The organism is Chloroflexota bacterium, assembly GCA_026710945.1.
Lineage (GTDB): Bacteria > Chloroflexota > UBA11872 > VXOZ01 > VXOZ01 > VXOZ01.
The window spans coordinates 1-17,297 of record JAPOQA010000047.1 but is presented as its reverse complement, the minus strand read 5'-3'; the positions used below and the strand labels follow the sequence as shown (position 1 = coordinate 17,297).

At 58.9% G+C, this 17,297-nt stretch carries 12 protein-coding genes; 6 read left to right on the top strand and 6 right to left on the bottom strand.

What is annotated here, in order from left to right; genetic code table 11:
• Window positions 1–8: 8 nt before the first annotated feature.
• From OXE05_09740 to OXE05_09730, 3 genes are all read right to left on the bottom strand, one after another.
• A complete protein-coding gene (locus OXE05_09740; GenBank protein ID MCY4437598.1) occupies window positions 9–1,742 on the bottom strand; it encodes a cellulase family glycosylhydrolase in 1,734 nt (577 codons plus the stop codon).
• A 292-nt stretch (window positions 1,743–2,034) separates the two neighbouring features.
• A complete protein-coding gene (locus OXE05_09735; protein MCY4437597.1) occupies window positions 2,035–3,168 on the bottom strand; it encodes a glycosyltransferase family 1 protein in 1,134 nt (377 codons plus the stop codon).
• Between the two features lie 155 nt (window positions 3,169–3,323).
• On the bottom strand, window positions 3,324–4,250 hold the full coding sequence (locus OXE05_09730; GenBank protein MCY4437596.1) for a lysylphosphatidylglycerol synthase transmembrane domain-containing protein: 927 nt from the start codon (window positions 4,248–4,250) through the stop codon (window positions 3,324–3,326).
• 405 nt (window positions 4,251–4,655) lie between these two features.
• Here OXE05_09730 and OXE05_09725 point away from each other — a divergent pair, with 405 nt between their 5' ends.
• Both OXE05_09725 and OXE05_09720 read left to right on the top strand, forming a co-directional pair.
• Window positions 4,656–5,693, top strand: a complete 1,038-nt coding sequence (locus OXE05_09725) for a M42 family metallopeptidase (GenBank protein MCY4437595.1) — start codon at window positions 4,656–4,658, stop codon at window positions 5,691–5,693.
• Between the two features lie 880 nt (window positions 5,694–6,573).
• Window positions 6,574–7,923, top strand: a complete 1,350-nt coding sequence (locus OXE05_09720; GenBank protein MCY4437594.1) for an ATP-binding protein — start codon at window positions 6,574–6,576, stop codon at window positions 7,921–7,923.
• Window positions 7,924–8,127: 204 nt separating this feature from the next.
• On the opposite strand, the gene topA is transcribed toward OXE05_09720, so the two are convergent.
• The 3 genes from topA to OXE05_09705 form a co-directional block, all read right to left on the bottom strand.
• Complete coding sequence (topA, locus tag OXE05_09715; GenBank protein ID MCY4437593.1) at window positions 8,128–10,221, bottom strand: type I DNA topoisomerase; 2,094 nt, start codon at window positions 10,219–10,221, stop codon at window positions 8,128–8,130.
• 158 nt (window positions 10,222–10,379) lie between these two features.
• Complete coding sequence (locus tag OXE05_09710; protein ID MCY4437592.1) at window positions 10,380–11,672, bottom strand: DegT/DnrJ/EryC1/StrS family aminotransferase; 1,293 nt, start codon at window positions 11,670–11,672, stop codon at window positions 10,380–10,382.
• Window positions 11,673–11,830: 158 nt separating this feature from the next.
• Entirely contained in the window at window positions 11,831–12,976 is a 1,146-nt protein-coding gene (locus OXE05_09705) for an SAM-dependent methyltransferase (protein ID MCY4437591.1), read from the bottom strand.
• A 318-nt stretch (window positions 12,977–13,294) separates the two neighbouring features.
• Here OXE05_09705 and OXE05_09700 point away from each other — a divergent pair, with 318 nt between their 5' ends.
• From OXE05_09700 to OXE05_09685, 4 genes are all read left to right on the top strand, one after another.
• Window positions 13,295–15,055: a dihydroxy-acid dehydratase gene (locus OXE05_09700; protein MCY4437590.1), complete on the top strand. Its 1,761-nt coding sequence runs from the start codon at window positions 13,295–13,297 to the stop codon at window positions 15,053–15,055.
• Window positions 15,052–16,320 carry a winged helix DNA-binding domain-containing protein gene (locus OXE05_09695; GenBank protein MCY4437589.1) on the top strand — a complete coding sequence of 423 codons (1,269 nt, stop codon included), beginning with the start codon at window positions 15,052–15,054 and terminating at the stop codon, window positions 16,318–16,320. Before OXE05_09700 ends, OXE05_09695 begins: the two co-directional genes overlap by 4 nt.
• A 194-nt stretch (window positions 16,321–16,514) precedes the next feature.
• Window positions 16,515–16,664, top strand: coding sequence for a hypothetical protein (locus tag OXE05_09690; GenBank protein MCY4437588.1), 150 nt, complete (start codon window positions 16,515–16,517; stop codon window positions 16,662–16,664).
• A 6-nt stretch (window positions 16,665–16,670) separates the two neighbouring features.
• Entirely contained in the window at window positions 16,671–16,946 is a 276-nt protein-coding gene (locus OXE05_09685) for an OsmC family protein (GenBank protein MCY4437587.1), read from the top strand.
• The last annotated feature ends 351 nt before the right edge of the window (window positions 16,947–17,297 follow it).

The window sequence follows — 17,297 nt, the reverse complement described above, 5'->3', positions numbered from 1 at the left end:
TGCAATGGCTATTTCTCTAGTGCACGCAGCGCCAGGTACGCTGGGCGCGGTTGTAGGTTCTTATCCAAGATGGAGAATGAATACGCACTGTCTCTCGGCACGACGTGATTGGCAAAGTTCAAATTAAAGACCACCAATCCCTCTACGTACCAAAACCGTTCCTTGACCAGCTGATATGCCTCAACAAGATACCGTGCCTGATCCTCTTCTGAGACATCGGCCCCAAAAGCAAAGTCAGGGTGGTAGTTGTACGTGGTCCATCCCATCTCAGTCATCCAAATCCGCTTGCTCGTGTCATCATACCTCTGCAGCACGTCCCAGTGTTGTTCAAAGCGGCGGAAGAAGAATGACCAGTGGTCCTTGTACGTGGTGCTCGAGGTCGTGTAATTTTCCGGAGTATCGTTAGGGGCATTATTGTAGCCATAAGAGTGCACGCCAAGTACATCGAAGTAATCGCGAATCATCCCATCGCGATACTGGTACATGGCTTCGAGGTAGCGCACGTCATCCATAGCGACTCCCTCGAGGTTCACGCCAGTGGGCGCCAGGCCGCCGGCAATTACCGTGGCACTTGGGTTTCCACGCTTTACGCCCCGGTAGCCCACAGCGATTAGCTCCACAAACTCTTCCGGTGACACACTGGCATCCCAGTTGGCGGCCAGGTTCGGTTCATTCCACAGTTCATAGGCTTGCACTTTGTCACCATAGCGACTGGCTATCAGCTCCATGAAGTGCCCGTAGTCTGCGAAGTTCGCTGGCGGACCCTCGTGGAATTCCTTGAATCGGTCCCACCACTCTTGGAGTGACTCTGTGCGGTCGGTCTCCGGCACGTCAACTCGGCTGCCGCGGGCCTGCACCCGGCGCAACCACGCAGGCGCCGCGTACACGCTTAGCAATACGTCCAACCCGTGCCGATTTGCCGCCTCGACGATGCGGTCCACCTGGCCCCAGGTGTACCCCCCGGGAGCGATCTCAATTGCCTTCCATGGTACCTGCTGCTTAATGCCGGTAAACCCGGCGGCCTTTGCTAATGCGAGTACGCGATTGATGTTCGGGTCATAGAAGAGCCCCACCTGTGCAAAAAGCTTTGGCCCATCGGATCGGCCGGTTTGGTCGTTTTGAATGGGCGTTTGCCGAGATGGATCGCGTAGGGCGAGAAACTCGCGTCCAAGCGGGGCAAGCTTAACTTCCTCGGGAGTACCGGCTTTCGCGGGATCGTAGCGAAAGACCGCCCGCTCGAAGTATTGAACCGGATGACGCCAGTCGTCGTCTGCAGGCAACATACCGGAGATTGGCAGTCCAAACGTCTTGACTCCGCCGTGCGCTTGGAAGAACTGAAGAAACGCAAAGCGCACCGTGTGCCCGGTCTCCGGAAAGTGACGCTGCGCCGACGTCTGCTCTACCGCTTCCTCCCTGGCAAAGAAACGCCAGTGCGGATAGAGCAAGCGGCCGATGGGACTGAGACGCACCTGGTCGCGCCCCGACCACCACTCCAACCGAGCGTTTTCGAAATACTGAACGACTAGGCCGTCTTCTTGCTGCTCATTCGTCAGCGGGGCACCGAGCACGGCTTGGCCCCCCATCTGCTCAAAGTAGCGGTGCATAGCGCCCTGCACGACGGGGTCATTGGCAGCGGAGCGACTCGCCTCCGTACTCGCGATGAGAGGTGCAGGAAGGAGTGTGAGACACCAAATTACGAGCAGCAATCGAACCTGCCACCGTCGTAGTTCACCGCTACCCATTGTGCTCAATCTCTTCCCTCTAGATGCACTAATTGGTAGGTATGACTCTTGCACAAGCGCTATTCAGGCTGGGTCTTTCGCCGTGGTGGGATTCTGCGAATGCAGACGATGTGGTCACAGGAACTTCACGCGCGCTGTGCATGGGGTGATCGCGAAATAGCATTCACACTGCCACATTATAGCAGATTCACGTACTCCTCTTTACCTTCCACCTCAAGTTTCATTGTATTATCCTCTTCCCTTTACATTGACCACGATTAGGCTCAAGAGTCTTCCGGTTTCTTGCCAAGAACTAGCTCTTGGCAACACTCGCCAAGTGTGTGCGCAGCTCTTCCGCCGCTCGCTTCCAAGTGAAGCGAGCGGCGCGCTTCTTTCCACCAGCGATAAGCTGCTCCCGTGTGCTCTCGCATGAAGCGAGGCGCACCAGCGCCTCGCCAATTGCATTCACGTCCGATGGCTCTACGAGGATTGCCGCATCGCCTGCAACCTCCGGCAGGGATGAAATGTTACCGGTTATCACCGGCGTCCCGCAGGCCATGGCCTCGAGCACCGGTATGCCGAAGCCCTCGTACAGGCTCGGAAAGACGAACGCACTCGCCCCGCAATACAGCGTCGCGAGGTCGTCGTCAGAATCTACTCCGGTCAGGAAGTGCACGCGGTCGGAGACGCGGTGTTCACGCGGCGCATCGAGGATTTCCTCATGGAGCCACCCCGGACGTCCCACGTGCACCAGATGATGCGGAAGACCGGACTCGACGACTCCTTGCATAGCCGCTATCGTGCGCGCAATGTTCTTGCGTGGTTGAATCGTCCCCACCGAAAGGAAGTACGGATGCTCAATGCCGTAGCGTTGGCGTACGGCCTGACGCGCAGCCTGCGAATCTTGAGGACGAAAGACCGGGGCGACGCCACAGTAAAGCACGCTGACTTTCGCCGGATCAACCTGATATGCCGCGAACAGGTCCTGCTGCGTCGCCGCTGAATCAACTAAGACCAGCTCTGCCCTCGCTACGCTGTGCGGCACAACGGTTTCCAAGTACGTGCGCAAGGAATCCGGATATGAATCTGGAAAAAGGCGGTACGAAAGATCGTGTACGGTGATGACGCCCGGAGCGTGCCACAGGGGTGGCAGGGTAAAGTCCGGCGCGTAGAAGACATCCGCCCCTCCGACGAGAAGATCGGCAAAAAGTGGTAGCCGCAACCTATGCCAGATACGTGCCAATATGCGCTCTGATACGGGTAGTTCTCTGCGCGTTACGTTAGGTAGGCTGAGAAGCGGTTGGAGCGCTTGTGAGGATTGCCTAGGTGTCAAGAGCGAGAAACGATCGGAGGGGTTTTGAGCGGCGAGCGCCCCGACAAGCGAGCGCGTATATCGACCAATGCCGGCCGGTTGCGCCGCTGACGTAAAGTCGATGCCTACCTTCATAGCCAACAGAGAGCCACGCTACTAATTTCCACCCGATTTCAGAATCCTAGATACTTAAGTACGTCCAAGCGTCATGTCATGCGTAATCACGGTACACTTGTCCGTGCCTCAATCCGGCTGTGCATATCTTGAACGCGCACTCATTGCAACCGGGGCTAGAGTCTCAGACGGGCGTGGGTAAAATAGTAGCCTGCACCCGGAATGAGCACCAGCCAGTAACTGATGAGCCGGTCAAGGAATGCCACCGCCGCCGCCAGGTCAACCGGTACGTCGAGCAGCAGCATGACCCCCACCATTCCCCCTTCCACTGCGCCGAGGCCGCCGGGTGTGGGAGCCGCAAGCAACAACGCACCGGCCGCAAAGACAAAGAGCAATTGCGGCAATGTCAGGGACACACCCAATGCGTTTGCCACCAGCAGGAAGCGCCCTGCTTCCGCAGCCCACGCCAATCCTGTCAACAGGGCGACGAGCCACAATGGCTGGACAGACTTAAAAACACCGCGCTGGAGCCGCTCAAATCGTTGTCCCAAACTGAGAGGGAAACGCTCCAACATCGTACTGTCCAGGCGCCAAAAGACAAACAAGCCACCCGCCATAATCACAATCAAGATGCTTGCAGCCAGCAGCACTCCCCGCATCTCGGTGAGCAATTCGCCACGCACAAAGACGAGTGCGGTGCCAATTGCGATTACAAGAAGCGCAAGAATGTCAACGACACGCTCCGCAATCACACTGCCGGTGGCGAGAGAAAAGGAGATCTTCTCCCTGCGGCGCAAGACTAGCCCGCGATACAAGTCCCCCATCTTGGCGGGAATGAGGTGGTTGATGAACCAGGAGAGGAAGATCACTTCACCCAGCAAGCGCAGTGGAAACCGATGGCCCAGATTGTGCAGCATGCGCCGCCAACGCAGCGCCCGGGGCACGAGCGTGGTGTAATACACCAGCAGCGCGACCACATAAAGCCGCACGTCTACTTGCCGTATTTCCGACCAGACCCCACGCCAATCCAGGCCAACCACTCGCCATAGCGCGAACAAGAGCGCCACGGCAATGAAGAAGGAGAAGAGAGTCCGTGGACTCAACAACCGCCGCCAGAAAGTGGAAGCTGTGCCTTCTGCTACGTCGTTCGGTTCAACCGGGGAGGCATTTGCGGGGTCGATGATGATGTCACTCGTCTCGTGCGAAGATTTACCTCACTATCATACCGAATAGGTCTCACGCTCCGCGAACCGCGCTGTTGCCTGCGGTATTGACTCTCCTTTACTCTCACACCCACACTGGGCAATCGCTCGCGCGGCTGCAAAACTTACACCCAAACTGCATTCGGTTCATGGTGAAATTGTTCGCGCGGAGCGGATTTCGCATGACGGTGCTGCTGACGACAGCCTAGGATGCCTGGCAGTTGTCCGAGAACACGGTTACACTACAGAATGAAATCGACTGTCAACTGACTCATCCCAAGACTTTATTGCAAGGAGCGCAACACGATGGAGCTTTTGCAGCGGCTATGCGAGACCCCGGGCATTCCCAGCCGAGAAGAGCCAATTCGCAGTGTCATCCGCGCTGAACTGGAGCCACTGGCGACCACAGTCAAAGTTGACGCCTTGGGCAATTTGATCGCCTATCGCCAGGGACAGGGCGGCCCCAAAGTCATGATCGCCGCACATATGGACCAGATCGGGTTCATGGCGCGGCATGTAGACGACAACGGCTTCATTCGGCTGCAGCCCGTAGGCGGCTTTGACCCCCGTACCCTGGTAGCCCAACGGGTACGCGTGCACGGCAAGGAAGACTTGCCCGGCGTGCTTATGCCCGCGACCAAGCCAACGCATCTCCTGGACGAATCCGAACGGGGCAAGGCGTTGCAGCTCGACGACCTGTTCGTTGACGTTGGCCTATCGGGCGAGCGAGCGAAAGAACTTGTCCCTCTCGGCACGCCCATCACATTCGACCGCACGTGCAACGATCTTGGCGACGTAATGGTGTCCCCTGCGATGGACGACAGAGTCAGCGTTTACGTCATGATCGAGGCAATCCGCGGTTTGGGCGAGCATGCGGCTGAGGTATACGCCGTCGCATCTTCGCAAGAAGAGGTCGGATTACGCGGTGCGACGGTCGCGGCCTTTGGCGTGGAACCCGATATCGGACTAGCGCTCGACTCGACGTTGGCAGTAGACATTCCCGGAAGCACCGAAACGGACCGCGTATCGAAACTCGGCGACGGCACCGCCATCAAAATCATGGACTCGTCGCTGATTTGCGATCCGCGCTTGGTGGAACACTGCCGCAAGATCTGCAGTGAAGAGGATATCCCCCACCAGATGGAGATTCTGCCGCGCGGCGGGACCGACGGCGGCGCCATTCAGCGGACGCGGGACGGTGTGCCCGCGATCACGATCTCTACGCCCACCCGCTACGTCCACACGGTCAATGAGATGGTGAACAAACAAGACGTAGCCGCCACGGTAGATCTGGTGCGGCGCTTCATCGAGACCGCTCACGAGATCGACCTTAGCTGGGAGTGAACGTACTGGGCAATGCGACCGGCCGGCTGCGTCCAACGGCCAAGGATTGACCGGACGTGTCCCCGGGCCGGACCTCACCCAACACCAAAGAGCTCAGCTTCCAGTGGGCCGCACCGCTCGACAGGCTTTGGCTTTTTCCAATTTCTGTCGCAAGTGGTCCGACACGACTGAATTGCTGTGTAGCTTAGTCGCTTCGACAGGGTCTGTGCTGAGCCTGTCGAAGTGCTCAGCACAGGCCTGCCGCAGTGCTCAGGACTCGTTTGCAACCCCGTATCACGCACGGGGCAGACCCTGCGCCATCTTGTCGTAGCACGGGTCGAGCACACCAAACCGAGAGGCAGGGCACAGGTTTGTAACCTGTGCTACCGGAGCTCCTTTCCATCTACGGGAGTTCATAGTCTTCTACGGAAGTTCCTACCCATCTACCGGAGTTTTTGCCCTTCTACCGGCGCGCCTATCCATCACCGCAAAGTTGTCCAACCACTCGGTTCTTTTCGACTGAATGCGAAAGCGGTGTGCGCCGGGACGTGCCGATCTTAGAAGGTGTTAGCGATGCCGGCAAGAACCGTTCGTACTTCGACAAGTCCTTGTCGAAGCCGCCTCAGCACGAACGGTTCTGGATCAAGGGATATTCCTGAACTGCCGCCGGTACTCGAGGTGACTCTGCCTTGAGCTAGTTTCCAACTCCCCCAGGATCCTGCACCTGCCTCTGCTTCCTCTGTAAACCCGCTCGCCGTGGACTTTCGCAGAGGATTGCTTGTTTCCCCTCACGTCAATCGCAGGCGGTTTTGTCAGCCTCAATTGGAAGTGCACGCCGGGGAGATTATACTCATAAACGGCAGACCTCTACTCGACATGCGTAACGAGGTAAGCGCGTCCTGTGAATAACAAGGAAGAATTCACTCTACCCGTCTTCAGTTTGCGCCGTAGATTCAATCAGCTGATTCTGCTTGTATTCCTGTTAATTCTGCTGGCCGTTTGGGGCAGCATTGCCATCTATTTTGCCTTTACGAGTATCCGGGAGTTGCTGCAAGCTGATCCTGCCGCGCTCGCCCGTACGGAAGGGGCCGCCGCTCCCGCGATTGCCGTGCCAATCGAGACTTTGCAGCAGCTATCCACGGGGTTACTGCAGGCGCTGGCCGTAGGCATCGTAATCGCGCTCGTCTTGGCATTTATCATGTTCACGTTTGTCACTGCCGGCGTGCGCACCGTAGCTTTGGAGGTCTGGATTCGCCGCATGGGAGCAGGCGACCTGGAGTACAAAGTTGAGATAGAAGGCAACGACGAACTCGCTGAATCGGCGCGGGCCCTCGAGGAGCTCAGGCAACGTTCCATCAAAGCCATGCAACTGGATCTTGTAAAAGAGCTCTCGGAAGACCTGGAACGCAAGAACCAGGAACTGGAGCGCGTCTTGACTGAGCTTCAGCAGACGCAGGAGCAAATAATCCTTCGCGAAAAGCTCGCTGAGCTTGGCGAGCTAACTGCCGGAGTCGCGCACGAGATCAGGAATCCGCTTAATTTCATGAAGAACTTTTCAGAAGCGTCGGATGAACTGCTTGCCGAGCTAAAAGTGACGCTCGATCATAACGCCGCAGAGCTGGATCAAGCTAACCGGCAGCTCATCGATGACATTTGTCAGAGCTTAGCCGAAAACTTGGAACGCATTCGTTCCCATGGCGATCGCGCGAACCGCATTGTGCGCGACATGCTGATGCTCGGCCGCGGCGGCGGCGCGATGCAGCTCGTGGACATTAATGACTTGCTCAAAGAACATACAATGCTTGCCTTCCACAGTGCTTGCGCCCTGGAGCCGGATTTCCGCTTAGACATCGAAGAAGAGCTCGACCAAGATGCAGGTCGAGTGCCCGTAATCTCAGAAAACCTGGGGCGCGTTTTCCTGAATATGGTCGGAAACGCGTGTTATGCAACGGACGAAAAGCGACGACTGCGCGAAGCCCAAGGTGAATCTTACACGCCGACTCTTTGGATTCGGACAAAGAAAGTAGCAGACGCAGTCGAAATCCGCATTCGAGACAACGGCACCGGTATTCCGGCGGACGTCATGGAAAAGGTGTTCAACCCGTTCTTCACGACAAAGCCGGCCGACAAGGGCACCGGCCTAGGCCTCAGTCTCTCGAATGACATCGTGCGACAGCACGGCGGCTCCATTGCGCCCACGTCCGAACCCGGTGAATTCACGGAGATGACAATCTCCATCCCGGTTTCCTAGGACTTGGTGACTGACTCCAAGTGGAGCAGTCCTCGGCTAGCTCGAACGAAGGGGGCAGGGGTTTCCTCCACTGCGGCATAGGACCCAGTCGAGATCGGCAATTTCGCCTACTCTGCGGGGCATCTGCCAGAGCACACCGGTTGGAGACCCAGCCCTCTAGCGCGGGATCCCCTGGCGAACCTCAACGCCCTGTGGATCAGGGGGCTAGCCACCGGCAACTTCCGCTGGTTCCTTGACGGCCTTGTCCTCTACAGCACCGGTTTGAGGGGTAGGAGGACGCGAACTTGCAAAGTCGCAGTCTGGATACCGGGAGCAGCTATAGAAGACGCTCCGCCGCTTGTTGAGTTTGCGCACCACGTCCCCTTCACCGCACTTCGGGCAATCCACGCCAATGGTATCCATGTAGGGTTTCGTGTTCTTGCACTGCGGAAAGCCGCTGCACCCAATGAACTTGCCGAACCGCCCATTGCGAAGGAGAAGAGGCTTGCCGCACTCTTCACAACTCTCGCCGGTTTCTTCCACGGGGGGTCTGACGCGCTCCGCCTCCTGGTCGGCCTTCTCTAACGCGGCATCGAAGCCACCGTAGAATTCCTTGAGGACCGGTGTCCACTGCTTCTCTCCACGGGATATGGCATCCAGGTCTTCTTCCATCCCCGCCGTAAACTCAGGTTTGATGATGTCGGGGAAGTGCTTGACCAAAATGTCTCGCACCACCATTCCCAGTTCTGTGGGCTTAAGGCTGCGTCGTTCTCGCTCAACGTAGGTGCGCTCCTGAATTACCGATAGGATAGGCGCGTACGTGCTCGGCCGGCCGATGCCCTCCTCTTCCAGTGCCCGGATGAGGCTTGCCTCGGTAAAGCGTGCGGGCGGCTGGGTGAAGTGCTGATCCGGCCAAACCTTGCGCAGGTCTACTTCCTCGCCTTCTCCCAATGGGGGCAGCGACTTCTTCTCGTCATCTGCCTCCTCGTCCGCTCGGTAGATCCGATAGAAACCGGGAAACTTCACTTTGGTAGCGGACGCGCGGAAGCGATACGCCAGGCTTGAGCCATCCCGCTGCGGCACGATGTCTACCGATGTAGTCTGCAACAAGGCCGGGCGCATCTGGCTGGCAACGAACCGCTGCCAGATGAGCGTATAGAGCTTGAGCTGGTTGGCGTCCAGAAACTCTCGCATTTGGTCCGGCGTCCGCATCGCGCTGGTGGGGCGGATTGCTTCGTGGGCTTCCTGGGCATTCTTAACCCGCGATGTATAGCGATTTGGTTCTTCGGGTACTTCATCCGCGCCGTATGTCTGATCGATGAACTGCCGCACCTGTGCAATCGCTTCGCCGCTCACCTGCACGGAGTCCGTACGCATGTAGGTGATGAGGCCCACTTGGCCTCCCCCGCCAATCTCAATGCCCTCATACAATTGCTGGGCGAGACGCATAGTGCGCGCGGCGCCATAGCCCAAGCGGCCGGAGGCATCTTGCTGCAAGGTGCTCGTCGTGTACGGAGCGCTCGGCCGCCGCCGCCGCTCTCGTACAGATATCTTCTGCACGGTCCAATCAGCGCTGTCCAATTCCGCGAGGATGCCCTGTGCCGTATCCGCATCGCTAATGTCGGGCTTCTTGCCGTGTACTTGCACGAGCTCGGCGTCGAACTCATCCTGCGTCTTTGACGAAGTCAGCGCGGGCTTGCCGGGTCTCTTCGCGAGCGTGGCGTGAATCGACCAGTACTCTTGGGGATCGAACGCCTCGATCTCCCGCTCGCGGTCCACGATGAGGCGGAGCGCAACCGATTGCACCCTCCCCGCCGATAAACCCCGTTGGACTTTGCGCCAGAGAAACGGGCTCATCTTGTAACCGACCAATCGATCCAGCACCCGCCGCGCTTGCTGTGCGTCCACAAGGTCCGCATTGATTTCGCGCGGTTCCTCCAGAGCGTGCTGCACGGCACTCTTGGTTATCTCGTGGAAAACCACGCGCTTGGCGCTTAGGTCCTGGTTCTTCGTCTTGCGCTTGAGCGCTTCGAGCAGGTGCCACGCTATCGCCTCCCCTTCCCGGTCCGGGTCGGTGGCGAGCAAGATTTCACTTGCTTTCTTTGCCTGCTCCGTAAGCTTCTTGACCGTAGCGCTCTTGTCACGGGGCACCACGTAGGAGGGCGCAAAGTCGTTGTCGACTTCTACGCCAAGTTTGCTCTTGGGAAGGTCCCGGACGTGTCCCATTGACGACTCGACCGCATAGTTGCGGCCGAGGAACTTCTTGATTGTGCGCGCCTTAGTCGGCGACTCAACGACGATGAGTTTCCGTTTTGCCAATGTTTTCACCTATATGATTTGCTACGAGCACGCCTATATTACACTATGCGCTACGGCAAGAGAAAAGGAACTTTCCACACGAGGACCGGGGAACCGACCGCCGCCCATCCTGCCTCTCCACCCAAGTCGTACACTCTACAACAAGACCCTACGCGCTGTCACGCGGGGGAACTGCTGCCGTGGGCACGCTCCCAGGCGTGCAGTTCAGCGACATTCTCCCGAATCTTGCGCACGGCGTCAAGGATTTCATCCATCCGTTGCCGCGAACCCAAGAAGAGCGTGTGCGAGAAAGCGAGCGCTTCAGTTTCAGCAATGCGCTCCGTTTCCGGACACGTGACGCCGGCATAGTCCATCTTTCGCCCATACACCTGCGCATTGAATGGGAAGTTGGTTCGTCCGCAGTTCATTTCGGTAAGCGCCGGGTTCTTGTAAAGCGGCGCAGTCTGGCCCGTGCTCGTTGGAACACCTTCAGCCTTCAGCGCGGCCAGAAAGGTGTCGCGTTGAATATCCTCGAATTCCGCGCCCAAGAAACGCCAATGCCAGATATAGAAGCTCCACCGCGTCACTCGAGGGTCCCACACCAAACTATCCACACCAGGGACCTCAGCCAATCCCCGTATCAGATAGCGGACGTTTTCTTCTCGGGTCGCAATCTGCTTTGGCAGACGCTCCAGGCTGACAAGCCCCAGCGCTCCGATCCATTCCGACATGCGCAAATTGGTGGCTGGCAACGATTGCGCCGGTTTCGGGCGTCCCACAATGCCGTTCACGTGGTGAAAACCGTACAGCCGCGCGCGGAGATCGTCCCGGTCGGTTAGCACCATGCCGCCTTCACCTAAAGGCAACACCTTACTACCCTGAAAGCTGAAAGCCCCAGCGTCCTCGATCGCGCCCACGCCGCGGCCTCGCCACTGGCTGCCGTGGGCATGGGCACAGTCGCCAACGAGCGTAATGCCATGTTTGTCTGCCAGTGAGCGCAACGCGTCCAAATCGGCCGGCATGCCCCCATTGTGGACACACATGACCGCCCGTGTCTTGGGCGTAACGGCGGCGTCGCACTTGCCGGCATCGATGTTGTACGTGCCGGGTTCAATGTCCACGAAAACAGGCACCCCGCCCACAGCAATTACCGCCGTGGGCACAGTTATCCACGTGGCGGCCGGGATGATGACCTCATCGCCGGGCTCGACGCCTACTGCCTTCAGGGCCAGTTCCATACCTATCGACCCCGTAGCGACCGCTACGCCGTGCCGCGCGTCTTGAAACGCGGCAAAGGCGTCTTCAAATCGCCACACCCACGATTCCGCGCCCTGCGACTTGGAGCGCGTCCATGCCCCGCTCTGCAAGACTTCCATCAGCGCTCGCTCGTCGCGCTCATCGTGTACCGGCCAGGCTATAGCGAGCGGCACGTCAACGATTGGCGTTCCACCGGTCAATGCAAGTTTTCCCATGTATGGGTCATCCTCATGTGTTTATCAGGGCTGATGGTAGTTACGCACCTGGCAGGCTGGCCTGCCGCCACACGGACAAAGTACGTCAGAAGGTCATTGGAGGTTTTGTCCGAACTCCTTGATTCTGACGAAGGACTCAATCCAAAAGCAAGTTTTGGCTAGTGTTCCGCAATCTTCTCCTGCACCAATACCCGAAAACCACCCAAACCATCGGGCCAGATCAGGTCGGTGATGGCGCGCTTGGCGCGCTGCGTCTCTGCCGTGGCAGGCCGGACCGCCAGCGCGGCCAACTCCTCGCCAATGCCAAGTCCCATGAGGTACTCCGCTTGAGACTGCAAACTGACCGTACCCAGGCCGAATGCCTCACCATACTCCACAAGCGCGGAAAAGTTTACGTGGGCGGTGATGTCCTGGGAGCCGATGCGGTCATAGGGGTTCTTGCCGACACGATGGCGGTGGTAGCAGGCGAGTGTGCCATCGACCCAGCGTGCGCTGCACAGCTCCTGCCACGTAGCGCCATAGTCTATAGTGAGCACCGTGCCCTGATTCAAGACCTGTGCAAGGGTTTGCCACCGCGCCAAAGCCGCCAGGCAAATCTCGCCCTGCCAACCTTCCGGCGGCCGACCCAGTCGCTCCACGTAAGCTCCAAGTTCCGGGCAGGACGGAGCGTCATGCACTTCGTAGAGCCGACCTTCGCGCACTGTCACGTAAAGTTCCTGCAACGCACCGCCCTTAACTCGTACCCGATGTACCGGCAAGGCGTCCAGAAACTCGTTGGATAGCACGATGCCGTATACTGGCGCCGAAGGGGCATGGCTTATGTCAATGGGTTGCGCGGCAACCGCGGCGAGCGCCTCCCGCTGTGCGACGTTTGGACCGGGACCACGGTCAACCAACTGGTAGCGTGTACTCTCCCAACACCGCGGCATCTCATTGCGCAACCCATTGAGAATGTCCCACGCCAGGATACCCCGTCCCGCTCCCATCTCCACCACGTCAAAGTGCTGGGGTTCGCCAAGTTCTTGCCAGACCCGCGCCACGTGACGGGCAAGATATGCGCCAAAGACCGCGTGAAGCTGCGGGGACGTGTAGTAGTCATGCGGCGGGCCGGCGTGAAGCTCAGACACAGGACTCCCACCGGAGTGTGAATGTCTGTCAGCGGGCTCTTCGCTCGCATCACGGTGACCTGGGGATGCAGTGTAGTAACCCACTCCCGGCGCATAGAGCGCGGTCTCCATATACTCCGCAAATGTTATCCTGCCCTTTTTCGCGATCGCCGCGCGCACCAGGTCCTCTGCCGTCATAGTGCCGTACTTTCATCGGGGGGAACTGCCTGTTGCTTGGCAGTGCTCTAGACGAGTGTTGTCACTTCGTTGTGCAAGGGAAGCAAAGCGTCAACAAGCTGTCCGCGCGGTAAAGCGCTGATAAAGAAGGAAGTGAAACGAACAGCCGCCAGCAGACTTGCCTGCTAGGCCGCTCGTCTCTGTGCCGTACACCTTAGCCTGCATCTCAATCCCGCCCACTGTCAACTCATGATCAAGGTGCACCTTGCCTCCTTTCTGTACAATAGAGAGCAATACGGCAGCGGACAACACGACGTGAGATCGAGGGAGGTTTGGGGAATGGCGCTGCGAAGCCAAAAGCTACGAGACCTCAACCGCCAAGGCGATGCCCTGCGCATGGGCATGGACTGGACAGTTGACGATTTGGGCAAGCCGCAGGTGCTGGTGGAGAGTGTGACCGGCTGTTCCCACCCGTCCAGCGTGCATCTCGGCGACCTGGTTGAACAGGCCAAGTTCGGCGTCTACACGCGCGGCGGCAAGCCCGCCGAGTTTTACTGCACCGACATCTGCGACGGCGTGGCGCAAGCCCATGCCGGCATGAGCTATAGCCTGCCCTCGCGGGACATTATCAGCTACATGACGGAGATCCACGCCCTGGCGCATCCCCATGACGCCATGGTGTGCATTTCCACTGCCGACAAGGCTGTGCCCGGCCACCTGATGGCCATGGCGCGCGTGAACCTCCCGGCCATCCACATTCCCGGCGGCACCCAGACGAACGGCCCTTGCAACATGTCGTCGGAGCTCATGTACCCGCTCGGCATCATGCGCGACAAAGGGCAGATCACCGAGGAAGAGCTGATCGCCAAGCAGAAGCACGCCTGTCCCACGCCCGGCGCGTGCCAGTTCATGGGCACTGCCAGCAGCAATCAAGTGATCGCCGAGGCGCTGGGCCTCGCATTGCCGGGCAGCGCGCTCATACCGGCCGCGCTCCGCGAGCTCACCCGCATGGCCCGCGACGCCGGCGAGCAGGTGATGACATTGCTGGAAAAAAATATCCGGCCCCGCGACATTCTGACGCCGGAGGCGTTCCATAACGCGCTTGTGCTCCACGCCGCCGTCGGAGGCTCAACCAACCTTCTCATCCACCTGCCTGCCATCGCCGCGGAGGTCGGCATCGAGATCCGTCCGCAGCAGTTTGACGAGATTGGCAGAAAAGTGCCGGTGCTGACCGACGTGAAGACCTACGGCACCCATCCGGTGGAGTACATCTGGTACTGCGGCGGCGTGCCGGCCCTGATGAATGAGGTCAAGGAATTCCTGCACCTCGACTGCCTTACGGTGACCGGTAAGTCCATCGGCGAGAATCTGGACGACCTGGCAGAGTCCGGCTGGTTCGAGGAGATCGCAGGATATCTGGACAACCACGGCGTCCGCAGGGAAGAAGTGCTCTATCCGATTGAGAAGCCCTACAAATCGGGCGGCACGATTGCCGTGCTTACCGGCAACCTGGCGCCGGAGGGAGCGGTGATGAAGCACGTCGCCGCCGACCCGCGCACGCACCAGATGACGGGACGTGCCGTGCCCTACGACCGCGAAGAGGATGCGATTGAAGGCGTCACAAACGACGAGATCAAACCCGGCGACGTGATGGTCATCCGGTACGAGGGGTTGCGTGCCTCCGGCATGCCGGAAATGTACTTCTGTACTACCGTCATCTCAGCGCGTCCCGATCTGGAAGCAAGCACCGCCATCATCACCGACGGCCGCTATTCCGGCGCCGCCAAAGGCCCGGCCATCGGCCATGTGATGCCGGAAGCCGCTCTGGGCGGCCCGCTTGCTCTCGTGGAAAAGGACGACCTTATCGAAATTGACGTGCCCGCGCGCTCGTTGGCAATTGTGGGCGTAAAAGGTGAGCGGCGGTCGCCGGAGGAAGTTGAGCAGATCCTTTCGGAGCGCCGCAGCCGCTGGCAGGCGCCCGCGCTTGCGCACGAGTCCGGCGTGCTTTCGCTCTATAGGCGCGAGTCTGTTACCTCCACAAACGGTTTGCCGGCAAGTGTCACAGCACGCCCACAGGCAGAATCAACCCCACGCCCATGAGCGCGCGGTCGCCCTATCCACTGTATGCCGTTCTGACGTTGGCATTGCATGCCCAAGGTCTGGGGAGGTCGCTGGGCGCGATCTCACGACCCGGCATCGAGGATGTCTACGCGGCGATTGAGCGCGTGGGCTGGGTGCAGATCGATACGCTCCAGGTCGTCAACCGCGCGCACTACGTCACACTTTGGAGCAGGCTGGGCAGCTACGACACCTCGCTTCTGGATAGACTCCTCTTTGACGACGGCAATGCATCGCCCACCAACAATCGGAGACTGTTCGAGTACTGGGCGCACGCCGCCTGCATCATCCCCTTGACCCTCTACCCGTATTTGCTGCCGCGCATGCGCAGCTACCGGGAGGGCGATAACAAGTCGTACCGGAATTGGCTGGCCAATGCTGAGAAACAGCAATTTGTGAAAGATGTCTACGCAGCGGTGCGGGAAAGCGGGGGCTCCCGCGCGGCAGACTTTCGCACCGAGAAGCGCGCACCGGGAACATGGTGGAACTGGGACGATGCAAAGGTCTCACTGGAACATCTCTACAACATTGGCGAACTCGCAATCGCCAACCGCGTAAACTTCCAGCGTATTTACGACATTCGTGATCGTGTGCTGCCGTCCTGGGTCAATAGAGAAGAGCCAACGGAGGAAAAGGCGCTAAAGCACTTGCTGGAGATTTCCATGCGGGCATTTGGGGTCTGCACGCCGGAGCAAGTCGGTAACTACTTCAAGCTCAAGGCCAGCGAGGCTCGGCCCCTGGTGAGAGGGCTGATGGAAGATGGCACGTTCGCCACTGTTCAGGCCCAGCTCGCAGATGGTGGAACGCACGATCTCCTCGTGCATCGCGAAAACCTGCCGCTGCTGGATGCCGCGGCAGATGGCTCCCTTCGCGTCCGCCGGACGACGTTTCTCAATCCCTTCGATAGTCTCTTCTGGGCCAGAGGCCGTGACCGCGCCATGTGGAATTTCCATCAGAAGTTGGAGTGCTATGTGCCTGCGCCCGAGCGGAAGTGGGGATACTTCTGTCTGCCAATCTTGAACAAGAGACGCCTGGTCGGCCGCTTTGATCCAAAGCTGGAACGAAAGACCGGCCTGCTCCGGCTGAAGGCGCTTCACCTTGAATCCGGCGTGAAGCCGAGCGACCGGCTGGCGGCCTCCGTCGCCCGCGCCATGCGCGACTTCATGCGCTTTCACGACGCGACGGACCTTGTAATCGAACGCAGCGACCCCACGGAGTTTGGCACAAAACTCATGGCTGCAATGTAAGCCAACGAGACTCCATACCAGACTCTAGCAACCATACGCCGCGGGGCACTTCTCGGAGACCCGGAGGGATTCCGATGCAGATAGTAGCGCGGGGGCTTGTCCCCCGCTGCTTGGTGAGCAAGATGCATACCTTTTCAGGCAAGGTATCTAGATGTTTCGTTGAGGATCCTTCTATGCTGAATGGAGGCAATTAGATGCAGACAGTCACGGTAAAGAGCCACGAACGGCTCCAGCACGTCGTGGTCACCGACTCACACGCACTCGTCGCGGACGAGCCGCCGCCGGAGGGCGAGAATCTCGGTCCCAATCCCTATGAACTCCTGCTGGCCGCGCTCGGCACCTGAACGGCCATGACGCTGCGGCTGTATGCCGACAGGAAAGCGTGGGACTTGGGTTCAGTGCGGGTGGAACTCAGCCACGAACGCGTACACGCCCGCGACTGCGCGGAGTGCGAGCAAGAAGGCAGTTCCAAAATCGACCTCATCCGGCGCTACATCGTCGTCTCCGGCGCAATTGACGAAGCCCAGGCCAAGCGGCTCCTGCAAATCTCCGAGCGCTGCCCGGTGCACCGCACGCTTGAGGGCGGCCCGACAATTCTCACTGAGCTCGATGTAGTGCCGGGTTAAAAGCACTCTCATTGCGTAGGTCATCTAAGCCGGAGGAGAAGCCGAGAGTCGCAAGCTGGGAGACCCGCACTCGACGGCATGTGCGACCGGAGAAGATCGGATAGATTCCCGCTTTCGCGGGAATTGTAAGAGTCAGTTAACTCGTTGACAGATTTGATAGAAGACTCATGGGAGTAAAACTCTGCTCTTGCCTGAATACATGTCATTCCGAACGGAGCGCAGCGAAGAGAGGAATCTAAGATGTTGAGCCTATTGGGCGACACGTTGCATGGGCCCTAGATTCCTCGCTCCGCTCGGAATGACATGATCTGTCAACACTGCCAATTTGGGAGAGAATTCTGTCAACGAATT